The sequence below is a fragment of the Microvirga sp. P5_D2 genome (genome assembly GCF_054049475.1).
The window spans coordinates 1-17079 of record NZ_JBFUMH010000119.1 but is presented as its reverse complement, the minus strand read 5'-3'; the positions used below and the strand labels follow the sequence as shown (position 1 = coordinate 17079).

Below are 17079 nucleotides of genomic sequence, written 5' to 3'. Positions count from 1 at the left end.
CGCGCACGTTCTTGGCGACGAGCTCGGAAAGCCCCGGCTCGAAGATCGGGATCTCGCCGCGATTGAGGGCCTCGATCTTGGCCGGGTCCTTGTCGACGCAGCAGACGTCGTGGCCGAAATCGGCCAAGCAGGCGCCGGACACCAGCCCCACATAGCCCGAGCCGATCATCGCTATTCGCATTCCGAACTGCCCCCAAGCAATATTGTACGTATCGTTTTACACACGTAAGCTTTGAATTGTCAGCTTTCTAGCTGGAACTACTACAGAATAGTCGCTGCGCAATGAGTCTTTCATGCGAGCGGTATCCCGCCAAAGCGTATTCACTGGTGGAGGCCCGAGCCATTAGCTGATAGGTCGGAACGGTCGTGAGCGGTCCTCCTGTGATTAGGGCAGGTTGACGATCATGATGCGCAGGATTGTTGTCCGAAACGTTCGGGTGAGAGTCGCCGATGTCTGTTGCGTCTTACGCCATGGCTCTGTCGGTTGCCAGTGCCCTGATTGGCATGGGCCAAAACGATCTTGCCGCGTCATCGGGGGCGAGATCAACGATTGGGGCCTTTGAAATCAAAGACGAGCACGCACGTCTGATGGGGGCCAACAACCGTACGCTGATCGAAGCCTTTGAGCAGGCAGGGCTTGAGTTCATTCCGGAGAATGAAGGAGGTGGATTAGGCATTCGGTTGCGTCACCCAAGCCACAGGAGCCCGGATGCCGACGCTTCTAGCCGTGCGGGCTCACAAGGGGACGACAGCTGACACAGTGTCGGGGGCAGAGCGCAAAGTTCGGCCACGAAAACTCGGAGGGCGCAAGCGCTATTCAGACCTGCTACGCAACTCCCATCAAGGAAAAGCCTATGAGGAGGCGTTCGCCCGCGCACACAAGGATACCGTTCCTTAGTATGCTGAGCATGCCCCAGGGATCGCTCTGATCACGGCCCATCGACGAATTGTTCTCGCTTTCGGACGACACCTGGATCCTGCTGGTCTCTCTTGACTTATCCGATCTCCTTGAGCGCCTTGCGGGCGCTCGCGCGGAAGCGTGGCTGACAGTTGGCGGCCTGGGAGAACGTCCCAAGCCAACTTGACCACAGTCCTCCATGGCCTCAGCCTTCGTGCCTCAATCACGAAGGCTGATCATGCACGCCGACGAATGCCCTCAGTTCCACCAAAACAGGCCGACCGGGCTCGTTATGCGGTGACTGACAGTTGACTGTCGTCGTTCGTCTAATGCCCTTTAGGGCTGATCCCGAGCAGCAACATGAAGCTTGACCCCTATGGCGGGGGATCATTACTCTTCTCCTGCGGGCAAGGCGCGAAGCTCAACAGAACCGTTGAAAACCGTTGCCTTTCCGTCTTTTGACGGTCGGCCCAACGGTCGGGGAGAACGGTTCTAAGGACGTTGCTGTGGTGACTATGTGATGACCGTGGCGATGACAAGCCTTGTACATCCTCGGTGTAGTAACTCTGGGACCATTGTGGGCGTTGAAGCAATTCAAACCACGGAGTTGAAACGCAGCGTCGGTCTTCGGGCTCGAATAGCCTTTGCTTCCCGTTATCGGCGATGAGCCAACCGAACTTAGCTACTGCCTTGACGGGAACATGCAGGCCAACCGCCAAGTTCCTTAGCCAGAAATCTATTCACCACAGCGCCGCCGACAGATCGTCTTTGATCGGCACGAGCCCTGCTTTGCCAGACCGGTCTCTGAACCAGGAGAGGAAGGATGCTTAAGTGGTTTCGGGCCATGATGCCCAAAGAGGACCAGTTCTTTGATCTGTTGGAGCAGCATTCAAAGCTGGTTGTGGCAGGCGCGGAGGCTCTACGTGCCGCTCTGGATGGGGGCTCCGACCTTGACCGTCATATCGCTACAGTCATGGATCGGGAGGATGACGCGGACGCGGTCACCCGCGAAGTCTTTCTGGCCGTGCGGCGTTCCTTCATTACGCCGTTTGACCGAGGCGATATCAAGGACCTGATCACCTCGATGGACGATGCTATCGACCAGATGCGTAAGACCGTAAAGACGATCATGCTGTTCAAGGTGAGCACATTCGAGCCCGAAATGCGGGAGATGGCGGACGGCATCCTGCAAGGATCACGGATCGTGCAGCAGGCTATTCCTTTGCTACGCTCAATCGGCTCAAATGCGGCTGAGATCAGCAGCCTTGCAGAAGAGGTATCCAAAGTCGAAGGTGAGACGGATGACCGGTACGATGCTGCCCGAAGCCGTCTTTTCGAGACCATGGGCTCTGCCCAGGCATTGAATTTCTGGGTCGCGTTCGAAATCCTTGACCACCTCGAACGCGTGATGGATCGCTTGGAGGATGTGGCACACGAAGTGCATGGCATCATGATCGAACACGTCTGAGGAGCCGAGGCTATGGACGTTGTCTCTATCTCTCTGCCTCTGCTTGTGGGCCTGATCGCATTGGCCTTGCTGTTTGACTTCATCAACGGTCTCCATGATGCGGCAAATTCCATCGCGACGATTGTATCCACCCGTGTGCTCAGGCCGCAGATTGCGGTGGCATGGGCCGCATTTTTCAACTTCATAGCCTTTCTATTCTTCGGCCTTCACGTTGCGCAGACGCTGGGCAGTGGCATTGTCATGGCTACGGCCATTGATGCTGCCGTAATCTTCGGGGCTCTGATGGGAGCAACCCTCTGGAATGTGATCACCTGGGCAGGCGGCATACCCTCCAGTAGTTCTCATGCCTTGATCGGGGGACTTGTTGGCGCAGGGGTCGCGAAAGCAGGATTTGGGGTTGTGGTGTGGGGCGGTCTTGGACCGACGTTGCTCGCTATCGTGCTATCGCCCCTGATTGGGTTCGGGCTGGCGCTGTTCCTGGTCTTCGTTACGACCTGGGCCTCCCATCGGTCGTCCCCATTTGCCGCCGACCGTGTGTTTCGGAACCTCCAATTAGTGTCGGCAGCCCTCTACTCGCTTGGTCATGGCGGCAATGATGCCCAGAAAACTATGGGGATCATTGCGGTGCTGCTGTTCTCGCAAGGGCACCTCGGCAGCGAGTTCTATGTGCCGTTTTGGGTGGTCATTAGTTGCCAGGTCGCCATGGGGCTGGGCACTTTGCTCGGCGGCTGGCGGATTGTCCACACGATGGGTTCAAAGATCACCCGCCTCACGCCGATGCAGGGCTTCTGTGCCGAGACCGGGGGAGCGATCACACTGTTCGGTGCAACGTGGCTGGGCATTCCTGTCTCGACAACCCACACGATTACAGGATCGATCATCGGGGTTGGAGCCGCCCGAAGGACTTCGGCTGTCCGGTGGGGTGTGGCCAGAGGTATCGTAGTCGCGTGGGTGGTGACGATCCCAGCCGCAGCCCTCATTGCCGCACTGTTCTACAAAATGGCAGCGTTCTTTGAATAATGACCAAGGAGATCATTCCGAGCAATGCGATCCCGGAAGTGAGCGTCAAGACGTGCTTTAGAGGGAACACAGCAGCGTACCGATCTTAGTCAATTTGTTGACCATCTGCCGAGTACAGGTACGAAGTGTGAGGTCATAGTGGATCAATCCAGCACCGGATGTAGATGACACCATGCCGTATGCTGAGGGCGCAAGATGACAGGACAAAGGTCCATAAATCACTGTTGTCCTTGCATTGTTGTAGGGTTAAATCCAGCAACGGTATCTGCAATCCTACACGTGATCTCGCGCGTCATGCCCGTTGCTGGATGCAAGTATTGACGCTCGTTCACCCTTGTGGAGTTAGCGCGCACCTTACCCATAAACTCGGGGCCATATCCGAGAGCCGCCCCCACACTGGTCCAACTGCTATGCAGATCATAAATGATGGCTCTCTTCTGTCCGATGTGCAGATTCGCTTTGCGTCTGACCAACCGCCATGCACCGTCTACGGTTCTAATATGTCCAGTGCTTGAATCAAGGGTTGGAAACACCCATTCGCAGCAGCGCCCCTGATGCGGACTGATGTGGATTTCGTGCGGCCATGCGGCTGAGGGTCGGGCTGGGTCATGGCCTTTCGACGGCGCTCTGGAAGCCCCTTGCGCTACCTGTCCTCGCCATCATCCAGGTTCATGTCTTGGTGGCCCCAATCCTTAACGATCTCCGATCCGAGTTTCGTTAACGAAACAGCCGTCGTTGACAGGCTGTTGAGAAGGAGATCGGCGGGACGGCACAACGACCTACCTTTGTGGCCTGCCATGTTAACGGATACTTGCTGGCTATTAGAGATCACAGGCCCGGATCAGCGGTAACCGCATTAGTGAACAGTTTGCCCTCGCGGATGTATTTCCGGAGAACCTCCATGTTCTTGTGACGCGTCATTGCAGCGATCCTGCGTTCCTCTGCGCCGTTCTCGGCCGCCTGTGTCGCGAAGCCAGCGCGCAGGCTATGACCGGAATGCACGCCTTTTGCGCGACGAAATCTACGCGATTGTCCAGCCTTCGCGGGTTGCTTTCCAGCATCGCTGCCCAGGCGATATCAGAGTCTGAAACTCACAATCGCGGCTCGACGCAACGCCCTGAAACCAATCTCTCCATTGAGCGAGGAAGCCGTCAGCCGCTATCTCGAACCAAGGCCTATTCTCTTATGAAAGAAATTCATGAGATATCGTATCCCGAAGTTGGTCATTTACAGGCAGACCTATGATCAGGCGCTTGACATCATTTGTCGCTACAAGCTCGTCAATTGCGAGCCCGAGAGCCAGCCTGTCCAGGGCCTTTTGTTTCAAGATGAAAGCGACCTTATCGCCTGCGCCTCGTTTTTAACGATAGCATCGAGATTGAGGGCAACCTTGTCATCGTGCCTGCTGCACTGAAGGGTGAAGTCGGTAACCTTATAGTGCAGATGAGCCGGGAAGGCAGTGTTACATGGGTCGAACTGCTTGGGACGCGGTTCTGGAATAGCGAAGATGAGCGTGCATTCAATGAGGAACTGGATGCCTCTATGGCTAAACCTTCACACGGAGCCCACCCGTGAGGCCCGTTCAAACGAGGGGCTTGGGTTTACCCTGCGAAGTTCCACCACCAGCCCGAAGTGGTCACTCAGACGCTGGTTGGTCTCGTCTCGATTCGATAACCCATGAACCTGAATTGCCTCCAGATCACTGGTGTGGGCCAGATGGTCGATGGAGAGCATATCCAGACTAGGGATCGGACCTCCGGTCGCAAGCACCAGACGATCAAATAGCGTTGTCAGCAGCGCCTCATAAGCGCGCTTCGGCGCGCGCCGCCGTGGCGCGGTCTGGTTGAAGTCACCCACCAGGATTGTAGAGGTGGAACATGCGGGCGAGGCTAAGAACTCTGACAGCCCTCCTAAAAAGGTGCAGTGCTCGTCCCAAGGCTTCCGATCTCTGCGGCCCCTATTGACGTGAGATGGGACCAAGGAATGCAGACGCCGACTACCTGAACAGGCCCAATTGGCGTCTCCGTTGACGCCGCCACAAATCGCCCCTGCGGTAACGAGGGGCGGCCGATCTGGTTTACTGCTGTCCAAGGCGTTCGGCTCCATAGCAGGACCTTCCGGCGTCCTGCCGGGGCCGGATAGCCGAAGTCGAAGGCTGCGCTGATCAGGTGGCCATCACCTTCAAGAAAGCTTTCATGCCCTTCTGTGATGCAGATGATGTCAGGGGAGTGCGCATCAATGCGCTCCCGCATCATGCGGCCAGCCTGTGTGCTCCTGCGCCGCCACTCGGGGTTCCAGATTGCGATCCGCAACGTGCTCATGGGGTATCACTTGCGAGTGGAAAAGGATTTCGGATCAGGCTCGGAATTTGTCTCTCTGGTCGTATTTCAAAGGCCTCGGCCAGCGGAAAGTCCAAAGAGCCTGTGACATCCTCCCACTCAAAGCGCGGGTGGAGCGAAAGAGGTGCCGAAAGGTCTGGAAAGGGGATCAAGATCGGGCTTTCTGCGGCGACCTCGTTTTGGGAGGACAGGACCGGCCCAGCCGGTTCTGGAGGTGCAGGTAGCAGTGTGGCCACGGGAAAACTCGGCTCAGCAGGCTCAGGCGGTGCTGGCATGACTGCTTCCATTGGCACCTCTGGCAGGGTCGGCAAGGCAGACTGAGGTGGGGACGGTAGCTCGACGGTTGGCGGCACGGACGGGAAGGTCGGCTCGGCGGGTTGCTGAGGCGGCGGCATCAGCGCTGCGATTGGGAAATTGGGTTCGGCAGGCTTCAGGGGCGGCGAAAGCGCGACAGCCGCAGGGGGCTCTCGCGAGATTGGGGTCTCCTTCTGTTGGGATATTTGTGGGAGTGGAGCCCGAGGTTCGAGCGACGGCTCTGGTGTTACGCTGGCGCTTGGTGTGACCTGATGGGAGCGGATCGCCGAACGCTTGCTGGCATCCTCTGCAAGCGTCTCATCCTGACGGCCCGCCTCCCCATTGTGGGACATTGGCTGAGAGGCCGCTTTCGGCGGAGGAGGCATGGGTATAACAGCCGGGTGCGCCATTCTTTCCGCGCAAGATGCGGTCATCCCGCTCAAAGCAAGAGCGGTAAACACCCCAAACTGACGCATGCCCTCGCAGCCTCCGCTGGTCTGCGCAGCAGGTTAGCGAAGAAAAACGATGCAGAGGAGTCCCCACGTCAATTTGCCCTCTGAATGAACAGGATTATTTGAAAGTAGCTGCGGGATGCCGGTCCCATGAATTGGTAGTTGATCTTCGCCCTGGAGCCCGTTTGGAGTACCGGGTGACGCACGAATTCAGTCATCTGGCTCGCCGATGCCCTGCTTGTACCAGACTGGATCGTGTCGGTTCCTAACCGGTATTCAATCGGGAGGATTAAGCCGCCTCAGCCATCGCACGGCGCATCACCAACGTGGTGTCGGTCTCCCGGACGACCTCAAAGCCATGGCGCTCATAGAACCGAAAAGCTGGATTATTCTTGAGCACGAACAGTGCCATCGACTTTGCCGTCCTGGCCCGTTCGTTCAGCAACCGCATGACCTGTGAGCCGACCCCGCGCCGCTGGTACGCAGGCGCGACATACAGTTGCTTGAGGAAGATTTCGTCGCCTGTCTGGCGGAACTCCACCCAGCCGATATCCTCCCCATTGAGGGTGATGACGCGCGTATCGTCCTCTCGCCAGAGGCTCGCAAACAGAGCCTCTTGGTCTGCATCGACCCACTCCATCCAGTCTGCGACAAGGGGTTTGATCGTTTGGCTATACAGATTGAGGGCAAAGGGGTAGTCGGCTGAACAAGCCGGTCGAAGGGTGATCGTCATCTAATCGAAGGAAGAACAGGTTTTGATTTGGACAGCACATATCGCCCACGGCACTTCAGAACGCTGCACTGATCGTTTTCTACTACCACAAGAGATCAGCTAAGGGCTACTCGCCAAGCGCTGGAGCCTTTTGATCGTCAGAAAGGCACGAGGACCGGCTCGCCTTACCCGGACGGTCTATTGCCTTTTGAGAGGTATCCCGGGCAGTAGCCCTGGCCGGGAGTATGACCTCGCCAGCTTTCCTTTGCGACCAGGAACTTGCGCTCGATCTCGACCGGCATGAATGCGCTACCGTCCAACTTGCAGGGCAGGGTCTGCGGCCACTGGCAGAGCAGCGAGGATGATCTTGTCGGTCCCAAGGTCGGCCTCGCTCTCGACCGAGAGAAGAGCAGCCAGTCGGGTGCGAGCACGGTTCACACGGCTTTTGACGGTCCCAACGACACAGCCACAAATCTCAGCGGCCTGCTCGTATGAGAGACCCTCGGCTCCAACCAGAAGCAGGGCTTCTCGCTGATCCGCCGACAACTTCATCAGCGCCTTCTGGACGTCCTCCAGGTCAAGACGCGCCTCCTGGCCAGGGATCCTCTGCCTGCCGATCATGATGGCTCGCTGCTGACGCGCCTTCGGCGCTCAAGCCTATTCTTTGAGGATTTACCGTCAGTCCACCGCCGGCGCGAGGGCGGTGGGCATAACGAGGTTCTCACGGAAGAAACCTCGGGCAAGCGGCCCCGCTATTATCTCCAGAACTYCCACTTCCAGACTGGAGGCTGGATGACCGAGGACTCGGCCCAGCGTTACGATACCCAGGTCGAGGTGTTGTTCAGTGGGACCGCCAACGCCATGCGTCGGCAGGTGCTGCCACCCCTGCACCAGGTTTTTACGCAGCGAGATCAGCGGCAGCTGAGACTCCTCGATGTCGGCTGCGGCACCGGGCGCTTTCTCGACTTTGCAAAACAAGCATGGCCGCGGCTTCCCTGTCTCGGGATCGATCTGTCGGAGCCCTATATTCGGGAGGCTAAACATCACCTGAAGCGGTGGTCGTGGCTGAAGCTCGTCGTGGCGAACGGGGAGGCAATCCCGGTGCCGGACGCCAGTCAGGATGCGGTGACGAGCATCTTCACGTTCCACGAGCTCCCGCCCAAGGTCCGTCGGACCGTCTTCCGTGAGGTTGCCCGGGTGCTGAAGCCCGGCGGACGTCTCGTTCTGATGGATTCGCTGCAGCGCGGCGACAAGCCAGAGTATGACGGTCTCCTCGACCTGTTCCCGCAGAACTACCATGAACCGTACTATGCCGGGTACATCGAGGAAGACTTCGGTGCGATAGCCCAAGCGTGTGGTCTAACCTACACCCGGGACGAAACAGCATACGTGTCGAAGGCGATGGTCTTTGACAAGCCGGTTTGAGGTCAGGCTGCTAACGCAGCCGCCTTTCTCAGGTAGAAGGAGAGAAGGCTGCCAAAGTGGCACGCACCTGCTCTATCAGCGATGTGGGCGGACATGGGCTGGATAGGAAGGTCACGGCCTGCGCTAGGCTCGGTGTGGGCTGGGTAGGCCAACCCAGGATAATGATGCCGATGTGCGGCCACCGCCGCAGGACATAGCGTGCCAAGTCAAGCCCGCTGAGACAGCCGCGCATATCGATCTCGGTGATCACTAAGCGGATGTCGCTGCGGGATTCAAGATAGCTGAGGGCCTCATCCGTACTGGCAACCTCGAGAGCCACGATGCCGTTGGCGATCAGACAATCTGCGGTGGCAGTGCAGACTTGTGGCTCGCTCCGGGCCAGCAGGACTGGAATATGCAGAGCTGGGACAGGCGCCATCTTGTGCCTCCTGCCTACGCCGATGATAGCAGATCGGCTCAAATGAGGCGCTTGGGAAACTGCGTTTGAGCCGCGACTTGAATCCTAAGCTCTTGCTGCTTGGGCAGACCGCGAGTGCGCCGTCACACCAGGGCCCCGAACGCCTCCGTGTAATCTACCTTCCCAGGCCGGCCTCTCTATGATAATATGTTTCGATTGACGAGTTTCCTGATAAGCATGCAGAAGCAACGTTGCGCATAGTTTGCAGGAATAGTTTCAGGCTCCTGTGGTGCTGCTACATTTGGGAAGCTGAAGCACTGAACGGCCTTCAAAGGAGTAGCTCGTTAGCCGCTTGCATCAAGCAGATTGTTACATCTTCTTGGAAGAAGATTACTACTGGAGAAGCGAGCCAACGTTTATTGACGAGTTCAAACGTAAACTGGAAGTTTGAGTTGCCTGATCCGAACCCGACCGGAGGAGGCTCACAATGCAGAGCATTCAAACTCGCCGCCGCTTCATAGCCAACCTTACGACCGCAGGCATCGCCGCTTCGATTGGCATCCAAGGTGCCTCCGCCAAGGAGGCGCCCCTCGAAACAAATACGGTGCGCTTCTCACGGGGACCTGGAATCTGTATTGCGCCACAGTATGTAGCGGAAGACCTTATCCGCGCAGAAGGCCTATCTGACTTCCGGTATATCGACCAGCAGGCCGGCCTTGCCTCAATCGCGATGCTGGCGCGTGGCGATATTGATTTCGCCATGGATTTCGCGACAGCTCTCGCCATTCCAATTGATCAAGGGGCACCCATCAAAGTGCTCGCTGGCGTGCATGTCGGCTGTTATGAATTGTTCGCGCACGAGGGCATCGACAGCGTCCTCGATCTGAAAGGAAAGACTGTCGGCGTCGGACAAAACCTAGGATCAGATCCACATATCTTCGTAACCGCAATGGCGACGCATGTCGGGCTCGATCCTCTCAAGGACATCAAGTGGGTGACGAGTGATGTCAATGCGTTTGACTTGTTCGTGCAGCGGAAGACCGACGCCTTCCTCGGCTTCCCACCTGAGCCACAGGAACTGCGCGCTCGCAAGATCGGCCATGTCATTGTGAACAGCATCCAGGACCGGCCCTGGTCGCAGTATTTCTGCTGCATGCTAGCAACTAACGCGGCTTATGCAGCAAAATATCCAGCTGCCACCAAGCGGGTGGTGCGCGCTGTCCTTAAAGCAAATGACATCTGCGTCTCGGAGCCTGAACGGGTGGCCCGTCTTTTGGTCAAGGACGGTTATACTAAGCAATACGAGCCCGCCCTTCAGGCGCTTACGGAAATCTCATACGCAAAATGGCGGGATCACGATCCCGAGGATACCATCCGATTCTTTTCCCTGCGCCTCCGTGAGGCCGGTATGATCAAGTCGAGCCCTCAAAAAATCATTGCTGGCGGCACGGATTGGCGTTTCCTCAACGAGATCAAGCGCGAGTTGAAGACGTGAACGCGTGGTGGACACGCCTCCTTCTGTTGGGGCTGCTTTCCTGGCCGGCGCAGGCCCATGATGCGCTCCGCGACCAGCGCCTGCCTACTATTGGAGCGGCACCGGACTTTACCCTGACGTCGCAGGACGGTGCGCAGGTGTCGCTTCGTGGCTTCCGCGGCAAAGTGGTCGCCATCACCTTCATCTTTGCATCCTGTACCGATACCTGCCCTGTCCTGACCAACAACATGGCGCGTGTGCAGGACGAACTGGGCCCTGCCTTCGGATCCAAGATTGCCTTTATGTCGATCACCGTCGATCCGGAGCATGACACGCCGGAAGTGCTGAAGCAGTACGCCGGGAACTTTGGCGCCAACCTGAACGGATGGGCATTTCTGACCGGCGATCCGGCGACAGTCCGTAGTGTCAGCCGAAAGTACGGCGTGTTCGCGAGGAAGACTACGGCGGGAGACGTCGACCACATCGTCCTCACGTCGCTCATTGATCCGAAAGGCATTTTGCGCGTCCAGTATGTTGGCGCTCGGTTCGACCTAGAGGAGTTCCGGCGTGACCTTCTCAGCCTTGTGGATGAATCCAAGTAAGTTCAGGGACCGGCTGATTGGCTGGGTTGCACAGCTTCCGGCCCGCGTTCAGACCAAGCTACTCGTTGCGTTCTTGTCGATCGTCGGGTTACTGATCGCGCTCGGAGCGGTCGGGTTGCAGGTGCTGAGCGGAGTCAATGATCAAACCAATGAATTGATCAAACTGCAGCGTAAGATCGCAGCCTATCATCAGGTACAGCACGACACGACGAGCCAGCTCTACAGCATATCGACTGCGCTCTTGCTTCAGAACGACAAGATGCTTGATGCCGCGCTCCGACAGCTGCGACAGTTCGGCTACGACCTCAATCGTATGGAGTTCGTCGCTAAGGATGAATCAGTCCTCCTTGGCCAAGTCCGGCAGGACTACGATTACTTAACGGCCGAGGTGACAAAAATCGTCGACCTTATTCGTACCGGCCGGACAGAGGAGGCCCGCAAGATCCAACAGACACAAGTTATGGCTCTGCTCGATCGCCTCGAGCGTCTGACGAACCAACTCGTCAACGTAGCCGAGGCTGATATGGTGGACGCCATCGAAACGACGGAGAGAGCCTATGGGAACTCCCGCCTGATCGTTGTATTGTTTGCCGTCGGCAGCATCCTGCTGGCGCTGAGTCTAGGATACATCATCTCATGGTCACTGGTTGAACCGGTTCAGAAAATCGAATCCCGGTTGCGCCAGATCGCAGCTGGCGACTTTGCCCAGCAGGTCACCGTCACTAACCGGGACGAACTGGGGATACTGGCTCAGAATGTCAATCAGACTTCCCAGCAGCTAGGCCACCTTTATCAGGAGATCGAGGCACGCACGCACGAACTCGCCGAGGCCCTGACCTACCAGACTGCAACCGGTGAGGTGCTCAAAGCCATCAGCCGCTCGACCCTCCATCTGCAGCCGGTTCTTAAGTCCCTCTTGGAAACAGCGACCCAACTCTGTCGTGCGGACAAGGGCCTCCTGTTCCGACTTGAGGACGGGCTTTACCGGGTTAAAGCCTCGTGCGGCTTTGACCAGACCTTCAAGCATTTTATTGAGAGCAACCCAATCCGGGCTGATGCATCAGGAACCGTCGTCGGGCGCACGGTCATGGAACGACGCGTGCTGCACTACGATGACGTCATGGCAGACGGCCGCTACACCTGGCAGGAGGCACAAAGTTTAGGTGGCTTCCGCACAGTCCTCGGCGTGCCGCTCCTACGCGATGGAGAACCAATTGGCGTGATTGCGCTTGCTCGCAATCATGTCGAGCCGTTCACGGACAAACAGATCGAGCTCGTGACTGTCTTTGCCGACCAAGCGGTAATCGCGATTGAGAACGCTCGCCTCGTCCGGGAGCTGCAGGAGCAATCCGCAGCATTGGCCACGTCCAATGAGGAGCTCAAGGCGCTGGCTGAGACAGGCCAAGCGGTCAGCGGAACCCTGGACCTGACCCGTGTTCTTGATCTGGTGTCCGCCCGAGCGATGGCGCTGGGCCAAGCCGATGCCTGTGCGCTGTTCCGCTACGACCGGACTAATCGCACGTTCATTTTGTGGCGGGCCAGCGGCCTCGAGGCAAACTTGTCGGAGCAAATCCGTAATCTGCAAATCCTCGAGGCGGAAACGGTGATGGGAACCGCAATCCGGCAGCTTACTCCCGTCTTGGTCGGTGACCTCACCCAATTACCGAAGTGGCCGCTCCGAGATGTGTCCGTCAGTGCTGGAATCCGAAGCGTCCTGATTGTCCCTCTTGTAAGGGCGGAGCGCGTCTTTGGAACACTCGTGCTCATGCGGCGGGAGGAGGCGGCGTTCCCGAGACAGACCGTTGACCTGATGCAGACCTTCGCCAGCCAGTCGGTGCTCGCCATCCAAAACGCACGCCTTTTCCGCGAGATTGAGGACAAGAGCCGGCAGCTCGAGATCGCCAGCAAGCACAAGTCGCAGTTCCTGGCCAATATGAGCCACGAGCTGCGCACCCCGCTCAACGCCGTCCTCGGTTACACTGAGATGCTACTCGATGGTGTCTACGGAGAGGTGGCGGGCGAAGCCCATGAGATCATGGAGTACATCCAGTCGAATGGCGAGCACCTCTTGGCGCTCATCAACGACGTCCTTGATCTGTCGAAAATCGAAGCGGGACAGCTCACGCTGACGCTTGATGAGTATGCTGTTCAGAGTGTCGTTGAGGCCGTGGTCTCGGTCACGCAACCGCTTGCTCAAGCCAAAGGCCTTGATCTGCAAACCGGCATCGCGGAGGACCTTCCGCTGGGGCGGGGAGATGAGCGAAGGCTCACTCAGGTTCTCCTGAATCTCGTCGGTAATGCCATCAAATTCAGCGATGCGGGCACGGTCCGGATCAATGCATGGACCGTCGGTGATCTTCTCGAGCTGACTGTGACCGACACCGGTCCAGGGATTGCTTTGGCCGACCAAGAGCGGATCTTCGATGCCTTCCAGCAGGTTGACAGCTCATCGACGCGGCAGAAGGGCGGTACGGGGCTAGGGCTCGCGATTTCCAAACGGATCATCCGGATGCATGGCGGGACAATCACGGTGGAGTCCGCTCCAGGGCAGGGTTCCACCTTCAGGATTAGAGTTCCACTCCAAGTAGACGAGGTCATGGAGGCGGCATGATGAAGCGGATCCTGGTCATTGAGGATACTTGGCACAACCGCCGGATGTTGCGTGATCTGCTGACGCGCGCCGGCTTCGAGGTGCTGGAGGCCGTCGATGGCGAAGAGGGCATCGCTCAGGCCGAACGGCACCGGCCGAACCTAATCCTCATGGACATTCAGCTGCCTCTGGTGGACGGCTACGATGCTACGCGGCGCATCAAGGGCAACCCGGCCCTGCAGCATATCCCGATCATCGCCGTCACCTCCTATGCGCTTGCCGGTGATGAGGCGAAGGCGCGAGAGGCCGGCTGCGACGGGTACGTCGCCAAGCCGTTCAGCCCGCGCAAGCTGTTGGCCACGATCCAAGCATACCTGGCCTAGATGGACATACGAGCATGCGTGACGTGCCCCTCATCCTTGCTGTCGACGACACGCCTCAGAACCTCGATTTGCTGACGCGCAGGCTCCAGAGCCAAGGATACGAGGTTGCGACAGCGGCCAACGGCGAGGAGGCACTCACTCGCGTTGCAGAGCTTGCGCCCGACCTGGTTCTTCTCGACATCATGATGCCGAAGCTGGATGGGATTGAGACCGTTCGGCGACTCAAGGCAGACGCGACGTACCGGCACATTCCTGTCATTCTCGTCACCGCCAAGTCGGACCCACGCGACGTGGTCGAGGGCCTCGATGCTGGCGGCGATGACTACCTGACTAAACCAATCGATCATGCCGCACTGCTGGCGCGGGTCCGGTCCATGCTGCGCATTAAGACACTGCACGACACGGTCCAGGACCAAGCACGAGAACTCGCCGAATGGAACCGGATGCTGGAACAGCGGGTAGCCGAACAAGTCGAGCAGATCGCACGGATGGGGCGTCTGCGCCGGTTTCTGCCCCCCCAAGTGGCAGATCTGGTGGTTGCTGCGCGGGGAGGCATCGATCCCCTGGAGAGTCACCGGCGCGATGTTACAGTCGTTTTCGGAGATCTACGAGGGTTCACGAGCTTCGCTGAGGCAGCAGAGCCTGAGGAGGTGATTACCGTTCTCCGAGAGTACCATGCTGTCGTGGGGGACCTGGTGATGCGATACGAGGGTACCCTCGAGCGGTTTGTTGGGGATGGAGTGCTGGTGCTCTTCAACGATCCGCTCCCGCAACGGGACCATACTGAGCGCGCAGTGATGATGTCGCTCAAGATGCGCGAGTGCATCATGATCCTTGCTGAGGGCTGGCGAAAACGGGGGCACGATCTCGGGTTCGGAGTTAGTGTGGCCCGAGGACATGCGACCCTTGGCAGTGTCGGCTTCGAGCACCGGCTCGAGTACTCGGTGATCGGCACGGTTCCAAACCTCGCGTGCCGTCTGTGTAGCGAAGCGAGGTCGGGGCAAATACTGCTAACTCAGAGGGTATTCGCTTGTCTGCGGGACACGGTCGAAGCCGTTTTGATTGGGGAGTTGCATCTAAAGGGATTTAATAAACCGGTGCCGGCATTTGAGCTTGTCTCATTGCGCTGGTCATCTGACGAAACAACGTGCGCGGTAATCCATGGAAAGGCTGAGTAGTTGCGTTGACGCGTCGAGAGGCCAACACCTCTGGCTCTCTGGAATCTGATAGGATTCCGGTACCGCACGACGAGGGACCTGTGACGCAATGCAGTGGCAGTCCTGATTGTCGGCGCGCATGTCCACTCTTGATGCTGTGGACGGCTCCCACCCAGCGGTGGGGCAGCATGGCTGCCTCAAACAGCCAGCGGCACAGGAGCAGCCCATGAGCACGGTCACCACCATTGGTGTGGATATCGCCAAGTCCGTCTTTCAGGTGCACGGCATCAGCGCGATGGGCGAGGTGCTGATCCGGCGCCGGGTCCGGCGGGGGCAGGTGCTGAAGTTCTTCACCAGCCTACCACCCTGTCCGATCGGCATCGCGGCGTGTGCAAGTGACCATCTCTGGTCGCGGGAGCTCCAGAGCCTCGGCCACCTGGTGAAGCTCATGCCGCCGTCTTCCGTCAAACCGTACGTGACGCGGCAGAAGAACGACAGGGCCGATGCCGAAGCCATCTGCGAGACGGTGACCCGGCCGACCATGCGCTGTGTCGAGACCAAGACCCACGCAGCAGAGCATCCTGACGCTGCAATTGCCGGATCGGGTCGCTTCACATTACTACCATCCGGCGCGCCCAACACTGGTGACCAAACCCGCAACCGCCCTTCTCTCAGGCGGGCTCATCTGACAGTCGTCCGAAGAGCCAAACTCCATAGTGGCTGCTCCCACTGATTGTACGTCGAGAGCTCGAGGCAGAAGTGAGCGGAAGGTGAGGAGCTGAGCTCAAAAATCACTGAGCCGAAGGTTGTGCTACTGCGGTCTGTGGCGCGAAGCTCAGTCATTCACCCCCGCGGCTGTCCGGACGATACTTCTGCAATGTGAAGCAAAGTCATTCCGCAAATCTGGTTAACGGGCAAACGTTCACGGCCACCTCCGGGCATGGCGGGTAGCCGCCGGCAGGAGCGGCTCAAACACTGACCAGAGAGCCTTGGAAACAAGAGGTTTGGCCATGCCAAACCAAAGCACTCACTCCGGTTTTGTTGAGCGCTCCAAGTGGCCCTCTCCTGTACATGAGCGATGACGACCTCTTATCGGCGCTGCAGCAGAGCGTCAGACAGGACGGAGGGAGCACGATTTGTACTGCTGAGGCGAGAGCTGAAGGCGACGAGACAACGACCCCGATTATCGAAATATCGGCAGGTGCATGACCGGCGCCGAGATGACGGCGCGGTTCGATCAATGGCTTGATGAGGGACGGTTTGCTGATGCCCAGTTCACCTAAGATCGACGCTCGCGAAATTGCAGGCATGAGGTCAATTTGCAAGGCAACTGGATTGGGGGGCTCTTTCGAGAGGTCTCTCAGAAGGCTCCTACGAACCTCAGCTCCTCTCATCCCACGGATAAGAGAACTGCGGACTTCGTCAGCCCTTAGACTAGGCTCAGGACTCGTTAATTGAGGTAGAAGGCGACGGCCGCTGCGATGCAGATGGCTGAGAAGAAGGTGTGGGCGCATCGGTCATAGCGGGYCGCGATCCGGCGCCAATCTTTGAGTTTGGCGAACATGTTCTCGACCTTGTGCCGCTGCCGATACAGCGTCTTGTCATAGGCGATGGGCACCTTGCGGCTCTTAGTCGGCGGAATGCAGGGCGTGATGTCCTTCTCGACAAGTGCCTCCCGGAACCAGTTGCTGTCGTAGCCTCGGTCAGCAATCAGGGTTGCGCCAGAAGGCAGCGCTCCCAAAATGAGCCGAGCGCCCTTGTGATCGCTCATCTGCCCTTCCGACAAAAGCAGGATGATCGGCTTGCCGGTACCATCGCAGACGGCATGGAGCTTGGAGTTCAGCCCGCCTTTCGTGCGCCCGATACGA

The 17079-nt window shown here is 58.2% G+C and carries 15 protein-coding genes and 1 pseudogene; 10 read left to right on the top strand and 6 right to left on the bottom strand.

The annotated features are described in order from the left end of the window. Positions 1-181 (bottom strand): 2-dehydropantoate 2-reductase N-terminal domain-containing protein (locus ACXJKO_RS22670; RefSeq protein ID WP_457093337.1); only part of this gene is annotated, 181 nt, incomplete at its 3' end. Between the two features lie 269 nt (positions 182-450). On the opposite strand from ACXJKO_RS22670, the gene ACXJKO_RS22665 reads away from it, so the two are divergent. The 3 genes from ACXJKO_RS22665 (at position 451) to ACXJKO_RS22655 (ending at position 3386) form a co-directional block, all read left to right on the top strand. Then, a complete protein-coding gene (locus ACXJKO_RS22665; RefSeq protein WP_457093336.1) occupies positions 451-756 on the top strand; it encodes a helix-turn-helix domain-containing protein in 306 nt (101 codons plus the stop codon). 965 nt (positions 757-1721) lie between these two features. Beyond that, positions 1722-2366, top strand: a complete 645-nt coding sequence (locus ACXJKO_RS22660; protein ID WP_457093335.1) for a DUF47 domain-containing protein — start codon at positions 1722-1724, stop codon at positions 2364-2366. Between the two features lie 12 nt (positions 2367-2378). After that, positions 2379-3386, top strand: coding sequence for an anion permease (locus ACXJKO_RS22655; RefSeq protein WP_457093334.1), 1008 nt, complete (start codon positions 2379-2381; stop codon positions 3384-3386). Positions 3387-4940: 1554 nt separating this feature from the next. Here the strand turns inward: ACXJKO_RS22655 and ACXJKO_RS22650 are convergent. From ACXJKO_RS22650 to ACXJKO_RS22640, 3 genes are all read right to left on the bottom strand, one after another. Then, entirely contained in the window at positions 4941-5243 is a 303-nt protein-coding gene (locus ACXJKO_RS22650) for a hypothetical protein (protein ID WP_457093333.1), read from the bottom strand. A 1517-nt stretch (positions 5244-6760) separates the two neighbouring features. Next, positions 6761-7204, bottom strand: a complete 444-nt coding sequence (locus ACXJKO_RS22645; protein WP_457093332.1) for an N-acetyltransferase family protein — start codon at positions 7202-7204, stop codon at positions 6761-6763. Between the two features lie 288 nt (positions 7205-7492). Continuing rightward, positions 7493-7804 carry a sigma factor-like helix-turn-helix DNA-binding protein gene (locus ACXJKO_RS22640; RefSeq protein WP_457093331.1) on the bottom strand — a complete coding sequence of 104 codons (312 nt, stop codon included), beginning with the start codon at positions 7802-7804 and terminating at the stop codon, positions 7493-7495. Positions 7805-7975: 171 nt separating this feature from the next. Between ACXJKO_RS22640 and ACXJKO_RS22635 the strand changes: the two genes are divergently transcribed. Then, positions 7976-8608: a class I SAM-dependent methyltransferase gene (locus ACXJKO_RS22635; protein WP_457093330.1), complete on the top strand. Its 633-nt coding sequence runs from the start codon at positions 7976-7978 to the stop codon at positions 8606-8608. Positions 8609-8636: 28 nt separating this feature from the next. Here the strand turns inward: ACXJKO_RS22635 and ACXJKO_RS22630 are convergent, their stop codons facing one another. Then, positions 8637-9026: a hypothetical protein gene (locus ACXJKO_RS22630; protein WP_457093329.1), complete on the bottom strand. Its 390-nt coding sequence runs from the start codon at positions 9024-9026 to the stop codon at positions 8637-8639. Between the two features lie 466 nt (positions 9027-9492). On the opposite strand from ACXJKO_RS22630, the gene ACXJKO_RS22625 reads away from it, so the two are divergent. The 6 genes and pseudogenes from ACXJKO_RS22625 to ACXJKO_RS22600 all read left to right on the top strand — a co-directional run. After that, positions 9493-10500 (top strand): ABC transporter substrate-binding protein, encoded by a 1008-nt coding sequence (locus ACXJKO_RS22625; RefSeq protein WP_457093328.1) that lies wholly within the window; start codon positions 9493-9495, stop codon positions 10498-10500. Between the two features lie 26 nt (positions 10501-10526). Further along, positions 10527-11081: an SCO family protein gene (locus ACXJKO_RS22620; RefSeq protein WP_457093327.1), complete on the top strand. Its 555-nt coding sequence runs from the start codon at positions 10527-10529 to the stop codon at positions 11079-11081. Next, positions 11047-13692 carry a GAF domain-containing protein gene (locus ACXJKO_RS22615; RefSeq protein ID WP_457093326.1) on the top strand — a complete coding sequence of 882 codons (2646 nt, stop codon included), beginning with the start codon at positions 11047-11049 and terminating at the stop codon, positions 13690-13692. Before ACXJKO_RS22620 ends, ACXJKO_RS22615 begins: the two co-directional genes overlap by 35 nt. Next, on the top strand, positions 13689-14054 hold the full coding sequence (locus ACXJKO_RS22610) for a response regulator (RefSeq protein ID WP_457093325.1): 366 nt from the start codon (positions 13689-13691) through the stop codon (positions 14052-14054). The genes ACXJKO_RS22615 and ACXJKO_RS22610 overlap by 4 nt, the downstream gene beginning before the upstream one ends. Before the next feature lie 14 nt (positions 14055-14068). Beyond that, positions 14069-15232 (top strand): adenylate/guanylate cyclase domain-containing protein, encoded by a 1164-nt coding sequence (locus ACXJKO_RS22605; RefSeq protein ID WP_457093324.1) that lies wholly within the window; start codon positions 14069-14071, stop codon positions 15230-15232. A 205-nt stretch (positions 15233-15437) separates the two neighbouring features. After that, positions 15438-15776 (top strand): annotated as a pseudogene (locus ACXJKO_RS22600) (IS110 family transposase); the annotation flags it as partial. Between the two features lie 885 nt (positions 15777-16661). On the opposite strand, the gene ACXJKO_RS22595 reads toward ACXJKO_RS22600, so the two are convergent. Beyond that, positions 16662-17079, bottom strand: a 418-nt coding sequence (locus tag ACXJKO_RS22595) for an IS5 family transposase (RefSeq protein WP_457093323.1), incomplete at its 5' end; no start/stop codon positions are given.

What these genes read in the sequence shown, in the direction of transcription:
- ACXJKO_RS22640 (WP_457093331.1), bottom strand. Translation starts at nt 7,804, where the DNA reads ATGATCGGCAGGCAGAGGATCCCTGGCCAGGAGGCGCGTCTTGACCTG.
- ACXJKO_RS22645 (WP_457093332.1), bottom strand. Translation starts at nt 7,204, where the DNA reads ATGACGATCACCCTTCGACCGGCTTGTTCAGCCGACTACCCCTTTGCC.
- ACXJKO_RS22635 (WP_457093330.1), top strand. Translation starts at nt 7,976, where the DNA reads ATGACCGAGGACTCGGCCCAGCGTTACGATACCCAGGTCGAGGTGTTG.
- ACXJKO_RS22655 (WP_457093334.1), top strand. Translation starts at nt 2,379, where the DNA reads ATGGACGTTGTCTCTATCTCTCTGCCTCTGCTTGTGGGCCTGATCGCA.
- ACXJKO_RS22605 (WP_457093324.1), top strand. Translation starts at nt 14,069, where the DNA reads ATGCGTGACGTGCCCCTCATCCTTGCTGTCGACGACACGCCTCAGAAC.
- ACXJKO_RS22610 (WP_457093325.1), top strand. Translation starts at nt 13,689, where the DNA reads ATGATGAAGCGGATCCTGGTCATTGAGGATACTTGGCACAACCGCCGG.
- ACXJKO_RS22625 (WP_457093328.1), top strand. Translation starts at nt 9,493, where the DNA reads ATGCAGAGCATTCAAACTCGCCGCCGCTTCATAGCCAACCTTACGACC.
- ACXJKO_RS22665 (WP_457093336.1), top strand. Translation starts at nt 451, where the DNA reads ATGTCTGTTGCGTCTTACGCCATGGCTCTGTCGGTTGCCAGTGCCCTG.
- ACXJKO_RS22630 (WP_457093329.1), bottom strand. Translation starts at nt 9,026, where the DNA reads ATGGCGCCTGTCCCAGCTCTGCATATTCCAGTCCTGCTGGCCCGGAGC.
- ACXJKO_RS22660 (WP_457093335.1), top strand. Translation starts at nt 1,722, where the DNA reads ATGCTTAAGTGGTTTCGGGCCATGATGCCCAAAGAGGACCAGTTCTTT.